Source organism: Armatimonadia bacterium, from assembly GCA_039679385.1.
In the GTDB taxonomy this organism is placed as follows: Bacteria; Armatimonadota; Zipacnadia; order Zipacnadales; family JABUFB01; genus JAJFTQ01.
Map to the genome: position 1 here is coordinate 1 of JBDKVB010000014.1, position 8,110 is coordinate 8,110.

Here is an 8,110-nt window from a genome sequence, read left to right on the forward strand (position 1 = left end):
AGATCGCCTGGAGAGTCCCACAAGCGGGGCTTCACAATGACTGGACCCTTATGAGCGCGGTGAAGCATGGCAACGTGATAAGCCTGGAATGGGAGGGGCATGAGGTCCTGCGGTATGTCGACCCCGAGCCCTTGACGGAGGGGCATGTGTCAATGGGGACCTACGACAACGGGATCCTGGTTCCTAAGGTCACGATCTACGGACAGGTGAAGCGAGCGCCGGTGACGATGCCGGTGCTGGAAAGCGCGGCGAAGGAGGTCGTCGTCAGCCGCAAGGCGGGGTAGATGCTTGGGGTAGGACCTTGACCACCATGGCTGTTTTGGGTATGCTGTTGTTGTCTGACAGTGTCCGTCCTAACCCGTGGGGCAATTGGACGAGTCCTTGTGACTGGCCGGCCGGATCGCAATCACGGGTTGCTGCGAACCGGAAACCGGAGGGCACGCGGTATACGTGCCAGGGAAGAGCCTTCTGAGAAGGCTCTTCTTTGTTTTTGGTCGCCACCTTCGCATTGACTCTCGAACATGCTTTCGATATACTGGGGGTGCCAAAAGCACCTCTGAGAGTGCCGATACCGCTTCGGCACTCGCCGAAAGACCGGTGTTTTCGGGGTGCCAGAGCTGTCTGTCTGGCATCTCTTTTTTCTCTCCTCAATCGAACAAAAGTTCTATACCGGGGCGATGCTCATGGGCAAACTTATCAATGAACCCATTCAAGTCACGCGGCAACCGTCGTTGTTCGAGCGCGATCCCTTGCCACGACGTTTCACCTGGCGCGGCCGAGACTATCTGATTGCGACGCTGGGAGGCGAATGGCGGGAACTCGGACGCTGGTGGGAAGGCGAAGGGGAACGCCGCTATCTGCGAGCCGTCACTTCGCGAGGCATGACGGTGGACTTGTGCCAGGACCTAAAGACAGGACAGTGGACGGTGGCGGAGGTGCAAGACTGAGCGGACTGGTAGGACTCTTCGGTAAGCCCTTCGGACCCTTCAGCGAGCCATGACTGACTTCGCTCACCTGCATGTGCATTCCTACTTCTCTTTACTCGACGGCGCAGTGTCGCCCCGGGAGCTAGCCCGTCGTGCCTCCGAGTTGGGAATGACCTCGGTCGCCGTGACGGATCACAATACCCTCGGGGGAGCCGTCCGCTTCTACGAGGCAGCCCAATCCGTCGGGATCAAGCCAATTGCGGGGGTAGAGTTCACCGTTGAGCTGACGGGCGACAAGCCCTTGCCTCCCTTGCAGCCTCCGGGCTACAACGGCTCGGTACGCCCGACCGATTCTCGCCCGGACACGACCACGGATTACACCCGCTACGCTCACCTGGTGCTGCTGGCGCAGGACAACGAAGGATACGCCAACCTGTGCCGTCTGGTTACCTGCGCTCATCTGGGCAAAGCGCAGCACTCAGGCCCCTTCTCCAAAGAGTTCGCGCACCTTGACCGCAAAAAGCCGGTGCTGCTGCAGGAGCATCTGCGTGAATATGCGGGACATTTGATCTGCCTGTCGGGCTGCGAGAAGGGCGAGATTCCGCGTCGCCTCGCAGCCGGGCAGTGGCAGGAAGCACAGGAATCCGCCGACTACTATCACCAGATTTTCGGCGCAGATTGCTTCTATGTTGAGCTGCAAAACAACCTGCTGCCGGCGCCTCAGCGCGGGTTGCGATACCGGCTGCAGAACCTCGCGGATCACCTGAACCTGCCGGTGGTGGCGACGAACAACGTGCATTACGCCACTCGGGATTATGCCCGTGCGCAGGATGTGCTGGTTTGCATCCGCGCCCTTCAGACGGTCAACGAGTACCATCCAGACCGCAAAGTCAACGCCGAGTACAGCCTCAAGTCGCCTGCCGAGATGGCGGCCTTGTTCCCTGACCAGCCGGAGGCTCTGCGAAATACGCTGCTGATTGCGGAGCGCTGCAACTGGACGCTGGATATGGAGACCTTCCACTTCCCGCGGTTCCTGCCGCAGGGCTACCCACATGAGATCGCAGCCCCCACAGCAATCTTCGATAGCGAAGCCTTCCTGCGGACGCTTTGCTTCGATCAGGCCCGGCGCCTGTATGGCTCCGACGGCACGGTGCACCGGGCCACGCAGGTCGATGAGGAAGGGCTGCCGACGCCCGTGCGGCAGCGGCTGGAGCATGAGCTGAGGATCATCACCGACCAGGGCCTGTGCGATTACTTCCTGATTGTCTGGGACCTCTGCCGCTTCGCTCGTGCGCGGGGCATCATGACCACGGGCAGAGGATCGGCCGGTGATTCGCTGGTCAGCTACCTGCTTAAGATCACCTCCGTCGATCCCCTGGCCCATGACCTGCTCTTCGAGCGTTTCCTCAACCCCCAGCGGCGTCAGATGCCGGACATTGATGTGGATTTCGACTCGCGGCGCCGCGACGAAGTGGTCGCCTATGTCTACGAGCGCTATGGCCCGGAGCAAGTAGCGGCCGTCTGCACCGTCAACACCTTCCGCGCTCGTTCGGCGGTTCGTGAGGTCGGCAAGGCCCTGGGGATGGAAGAAGAGGAGCTGGGGACCCTTGCGGAGACCTTGCCCCACCTGCGAGCTTCGGATATTGCCGAGGCGACCCAGCGTTTTCCTGAGGTGCGGGATGCGAATCTGAATCTCCAGGACAAGGCCTTGCTGCTGGAATTGTGTGACCATATCAGCGGCTTCCCGCGGCACCTGAGTGTTCATGTGGGAGGCCTGGTGATCGGGGCTGAACCCCTGACCAACAGGATCTCCCTATCACTGGCCCAGAAGGGAATCGTGATTGCCGAGTTCGACAAGGATGACGTCGAGGCGCTCGGGCTGGTGAAGATGGACATCCTCGGCCTGCGCACCCATACGGCGATCAGCGACTGCCTGGAGATGATTGCCCGACGGACAGGCAAACAGATCGACCTGGAGCGCGTCTCGCTTGACGATGAAAGGACCTTTGAGCTGCTTCGGTCGACGCAGACCATCGGCCTCTTTCAGCTCGAGAGCCCGGGGCAACGAAACCTCCTGGGACGCGCTCAGCCGCGAGAGTTTGAGGAAGTCATCGCCAACATCTCCCTGTTCCGCCCGGGGCCGGTGCAGTCCGATATGATCCGTCCCTACCTGCGCCGCAAGCACGGGTTCGAGCCGGTGGCCTACCTGCACCCGTCGCTGGAGCCGATTCTGCATCGCACCTACGGAGTGCTGATCTACCAGGAGCAGGTGCTGGAGATTGCCGCCGCGATTGCCGGTTTTACGCTTGGTGAGGCCGACCAACTCCGCCGCTTGATGACCTCCGACCGGTCGCGGGAGGAGATGGCCAAACTCGGCGACACCTTCATCGACAAGGCTGTTGCGCGCGGCCTTGAGCGCCCGGTGGCTGAGGAGGTATTCCACCAGGTATCAGGATTTGCGGCCTACGGGTTCTGCAAGGCCCATGCGGCGTGCTTTGGCACGATCTCCTATCAGACGGCCTGGCTCAAAGCCCACTACCCGGCGGAGTATCTTGCCGGGATTCTGTCGGCGGAGCCCATGGGGTTCTACCCCTCTCGGACCATCGGAGAGGAAGCCAAGCGCCTGGGCATCCTTCTCCTGCCACCCTCTGTGAATCTCAGCGAAGCGAGTTTCAGCGTTGAGGAGGCGTCGGCGGAAGAGGACACCCTCAAGGCTGCGCAGGGAGTGGCGATTGCCGCACGGCAAGAGCATCGGCTTCCGGCAATTCGTGTGGGGTTGCGGCTCTTGCGTGGCATGAGCGAGCGTGCCCTCCAGTCGATCCTGCAAGCACGAGCCCGGGAAGGTCCCTTTCGCTCCCTGCGTGACTTCTGTGAGCGGACGCGCGTGCCCCGACCGACGGTAGAGAACCTGATCCTTGCCCGCGCCTTTGCCTTCACCGGCTACACGGAGCAGGAGTTGCTCTGGCTGCTGGCGGGCCATCGGTCGGAGAGATCAAAAGCGCACACACCTCTGATAGGGGAGCAGCCGGCCAGTTGCGAGGAGATACTCACCGCGCTTCCCGAGCTTGATCCCACGACGCCGGTCGGGCGCGTGGCTCTCGACCTCAACCTGTGCGGTGTGAGTACCACGGTGAATCCCTTCAGTTTCTGGCGCGAGCGGATGGCGGAACTGGGGGTGATGCCAAGTACCAGCCTGTACCAGTACGAGAATGGGGATACGGTTCGCGTGGCCGGAATTGTCGTCGCACGGGCACGACCACCCACGCGCAGCGGGAAGACGGCCATCTTCATCAGCCTGGAGGATGATCGGGGGCTGGTGGATGTGGCGGTTTTCGAGGAGTGCTATCAGCGCTGCGGACGGGCGCTGTATGCCAGCCCTGTGCTCTGCGTGGAGGGCAAGCTCACGCGTCTGGGCGCTTTGGACTTGTCCGTCACGGCGCAGCAAGTTCTGGGAATGGGGAGTTGGCGTGACTTCGAACGTCCGCTGAGCAGAGCCGGTAACCCCTGGGCCAGGACGAAGGCCAAAGCAAGTGGGTCCAGGAGCCAACTGGTGCCGCACCAACACACGCCGGTTGCCATGTCACCACAACAGGGAAACGAGATCCACAGCCTGCACAACCGCCTCATGGACCGCTGGGAACCGCGACCGAATGCAAAGGTGGGTGAGAGGCGCGGCTGAGACCTCAGGCGACGCGCAGACCGCGAGCCGACTTCGTGACGTCTGCGCCTCCGTGCCAGCGCAGATAGGTCTCGTAGTCCTCAGCCTGCATGCTGCCCACGAGAGCGGAGTCGGGCGCCTGCTGCCGCAGGTAGTCCGTCCTGACCTCAACAGGCATCTGCTTGCGGGCACTGCGGTCTGCCGAGGGCGTGATCTGAAGCGAGTCCCGGTCGGCGAAGAGCACGTCGCCGACACCCTCCGCAACGAGGATCGCAAAATCCCGTCCCAACCACACATGCCAGGAGATACTGCGCCCGACCTGGCTCGTCGCGATCTCGAAGGTGCCCGGCGCTCCCGCCACAAAGTCCTCCTCCACTTGTGCCACAGCCTCCTCGACCAGTTCCGACAGGCTCTGCGGAGGACGGCTGCAGGCGGCACGAGAGAAGCGGCTGAAGCGCGAGAGCGAGTGAAGGCCGAACAACAGCACCACGAAGCCGATCACCGCAAACAGAATCTGCCCACCGTCATCGAGGGCGTTGTGAAGGGTCGCGCCAATGAGCCACGTGGCCAGGGCCACCATCGAGAAACCGTCGACGGCCATCCCTGCCAGCGACCATGTCAGCAGGTTCAGAACGCCCGACGCGACCATGATGAGCCCGATCAGCGCCAACAGGCCGTTCACCGGCGCCTGGCTCATGGACCAGCCGCCAAGGAAGACGGCGGCCAATCCGATGGGGATCGCCCGCAGCGCCGAGAGCCGAAGCGCACGTGTCACCGTCATGTAGTCTGCGGCGGTCTGCAGTTGCTCGAGCAGCGACGAAGTCTCCATAGGCTGGTCCCTCGACGGTACAGAGTTCATAGTTAACATTGGCTCAATATTAGCTCATTATGCCACGCGACGGCTCATACTGCAAGCGGAAAGAAGGCCGCGAGTCCTCTCTGGGATTCGCGGCCTTCTTGGTGACTTCCTGGGGCGGCGCCCTGCCATCCGCCTGCCTAGTCGCTGATCTCCGTGCCCTCGGCGAGACGCAGGAGGTCCTCTTGCGGTTCCTCCTCAGGAAGCGGCTCGCACTGATTGCACAGGACTCGCCGCCAGCGATCGACGCAGGTGATGCAGATGATGGCCGCCAGGACCATCATGATGATCGTGAGCGCCGCCTTGACGAGATCGGGCTGCGGCGCCGTGAGTACCTTCTCGGTGAACTGCACGCCGGAAGTGAACACGGTCACGGCCATGAAGAGGAAGGGCACGAAGGTAGTGAGCGCGTAGACGCGCTTCGCCGAGTTGCGCAGGATGTAGGTCGTTCCGATCGCAAGAGCGATGCAGCCGAGAAGCTGGTTCGCGACGCCGAACATCGGCCAGATCGTCATGACCGAGCCGCCATGGAGCAGGTAGAACCAGGCGAAGCTGACCGCGAAGCTCGTGAGGATCACGCCGGGCAGCCACGTGCCCTGCTGGAACTTGGCGTTCACCCGACCCAGCATCTCCTGCACGATGAAGCGGGCGACACGCGTGCCGGTGTCGATGGTGGTGAGGATGAACAGAGCCTCGAACATGATCGCGAAGTGGTACCAGTAGGACATGAGGCCGTCCATGCCCGGCAGGCGGCGGAAGATCGTGGCCATACCGACGGCGAGAGTGACAGCGCCTCCGGTCCGGCCGACGAGGGTCTTCTCGCCAACCTCCTGCGCCATCTGTCCGAGGGCGCCCAGGGTCTCTGGAGAGCTCGGGAACTTGAGCGGGTCGGCGTTGATGGCGAAGTAGTGCTCCGGGATCAGGGTGCAGGCGGCGACCAGGGCCAGCAGACCGACGAAGCCCTCAACTAGCATGCCACCGTAGCCGATCGGTCGGATGTCCGCCTCGCTGCTGATCATCTTCGGCGTGGTGCCGGAGCCGATCAGTGCGTGGAAGCCGGAGATCGCACCGCAGGCGATGGTGAGACAGACATAGGGCCATACCGGACCGGGGATGATCGGACCGTTGCCCTGCATGTACTGCGTCGTCGCCGGCATGTGCATGTGCGGCGCGACGATGAAGATGCCCAGGGTGAGCAGGAGCACCGTGCCCAGCTTCATGTAGGTCGACAAGTAGTCACGCGGGCACAGGAGCATCCACACCGGCAGCACTGCGGCGACGAACCCATAGGCGGGCAGCACGTACTCGAGTTCGTTCTTGCTGAGCCGCAGGTAATGCGCAAAGCCGCTCTGGGCGATGGGGTTCCCCGCCAGGACAGCGAGCAGCAGCAGAACAACGCCGATCACCGAGGCTTCAGCGATCTTGCCCGGCCGGATCTTGTACATCCACTGGCCCATCAGGAAGGCGATCGGGATGCTGGCGCCGATGGTGAAAACGCCCCAGGCGCTCTCCATCAGGGCGTTGACGACGACCATCGCAAGCCCGGCGAGGGCGACGATGATGATGAACAGGACCGCGAAGGCGGTGCACCAACCGGCAACCGGGCCGAGGTAGCGCTCGGCGATCTTGGAGATGGACTCGCCCTTGTTGCGGACCGAGGCGTAGAGGATGATGTAGTCGTGCACGCCGCCTGCGAAGATGGAACCGACGAGGATCCAGATTGCGCCGGGCAGATAGCCGTACTGCGCGGCGAGCACCGGCCCGACGAGGGGACCGGCTCCGGCAATCGCTGCGAAGTGGTGCCCGAAGAGCACCCATTTGTTAGTCGGGTGATAGTCCTTGCCGTCTCGCAGCGTATAGGCGGGCGTTGGCTTATCCGGGTTGGTCACCGCGACCTTGGCGGCAAGGAAGGCGCCGTAGTAGCGGTACGCGAGTGCGAAGGCGCACAGGCCAAGGGCGAGCAGATAGTTGGCTGGCATGACGAGGACCTCTTGTTGGAGGACTGCACATCGTGGCCCGCAGGTCAGGAGTCACCAAGGAGAACCAAAACAGCCGCAAACGGCGTGAAGTTAGCACAGCAGGCCCGCGAAGTCCAGCACCGGCGCTGCTGACGCTTGCCCACTTCCTGGTGAGGAGCGAGACCGAAAACGCCGACCAGCACGCAGGCGGCGCCCAACCAGTGCGTCAGGACAAAGCTGGACTCGCGTTGGTGTTTCCCCTCCTGCTGGCAGGGGACGGGGCGCCACGGGCCTTGACCTCACCCCCGTCTCGCTGCACTCGACTCCCCCTCTCCACGCGTGGCTATACATTACCCACATCTAGGAGATGGGGGGCGAAGAGGAGGGCGCCCAGGACGATGTCGTGCAGGCGGTTCATCCCGCGCCAGAGCGTCTTGGCTCCCGGTTCGCCATCGCCCTTGCGAGCCAAAAAGCCACCCAGTTGCGCTACCCAACGGGTCACTTCCCGCAGCGTCGGCGTCTCCTTCGGTGGCGCTTGCCCGTGGTGCAGCGCGCAGTAGGCCGCTTGCCACTCGATGTCCAGAAACGCAACCGTCGCCGGCTGGTCGCCGCCTTCGCGGGCCGAGTAGGTGATCCACAGCAGCCGCCAGGCCACCACACAGCACAGGCCCAGGAAGGCCCGCAGCCGCTCCAGCGTCCGCAACTGGCTGTC

The 8,110-nt window shown here is 63.0% G+C and carries 6 protein-coding genes; 3 read left to right on the forward strand and 3 right to left on the reverse strand.

Annotated features, from left to right (window positions below; genetic code table 11):
- The 3 genes from ABFE16_01030 to ABFE16_01040 all read left to right on the forward strand — a co-directional run.
- A partial coding sequence (locus ABFE16_01030; protein ID MEN6343849.1) for a hypothetical protein occupies positions 1-284 on the forward strand: 284 nt, incomplete at its 5' end.
- Between the two features lie 324 nt (positions 285-608).
- On the forward strand, positions 609-947 hold the full coding sequence (locus tag ABFE16_01035) for a DUF6504 family protein (protein ID MEN6343850.1): 339 nt from the start codon (positions 609-611) through the stop codon (positions 945-947).
- 49 nt (positions 948-996) lie between these two features.
- The gene (locus ABFE16_01040) at positions 997-4,605 is read left to right on the forward strand and encodes a DNA polymerase III subunit alpha (GenBank protein MEN6343851.1); all 3,609 of its coding nucleotides are present in this window, start codon (positions 997-999) and stop codon (positions 4,603-4,605) included.
- A 4-nt stretch (positions 4,606-4,609) separates the two neighbouring features.
- On the opposite strand, the gene ABFE16_01045 is transcribed toward ABFE16_01040, so the two are convergent.
- The 3 genes from ABFE16_01045 to ABFE16_01055 form a co-directional block, all read right to left on the reverse strand.
- Positions 4,610-5,413 (reverse strand): hypothetical protein, encoded by an 804-nt coding sequence (locus ABFE16_01045; GenBank protein ID MEN6343852.1) that lies wholly within the window; start codon positions 5,411-5,413, stop codon positions 4,610-4,612.
- 167 nt (positions 5,414-5,580) lie between these two features.
- On the reverse strand, positions 5,581-7,419 hold the full coding sequence (locus ABFE16_01050) for a carbon starvation protein A (GenBank protein ID MEN6343853.1): 1,839 nt from the start codon (positions 7,417-7,419) through the stop codon (positions 5,581-5,583).
- Positions 7,420-7,741: 322 nt separating this feature from the next.
- A partial coding sequence (locus ABFE16_01055) for an IS4 family transposase (GenBank protein MEN6343854.1) occupies positions 7,742-8,110 on the reverse strand: 369 nt, incomplete at its 5' end.

Bases quoted from the DNA above. Each gene is read 5' to 3' on its own strand.
- ABFE16_01050 (MEN6343853.1), bottom strand. From the start codon at position 7,419: ATGCCAGCCAACTATCTGCTCGCCCTTGGCCTGTGCGCCTTCGCACTC.
- ABFE16_01045 (MEN6343852.1), bottom strand. From the start codon at position 5,413: ATGGAGACTTCGTCGCTGCTCGAGCAACTGCAGACCGCCGCAGACTAC.
- ABFE16_01040 (MEN6343851.1), top strand. From the start codon at position 997: ATGACTGACTTCGCTCACCTGCATGTGCATTCCTACTTCTCTTTACTC.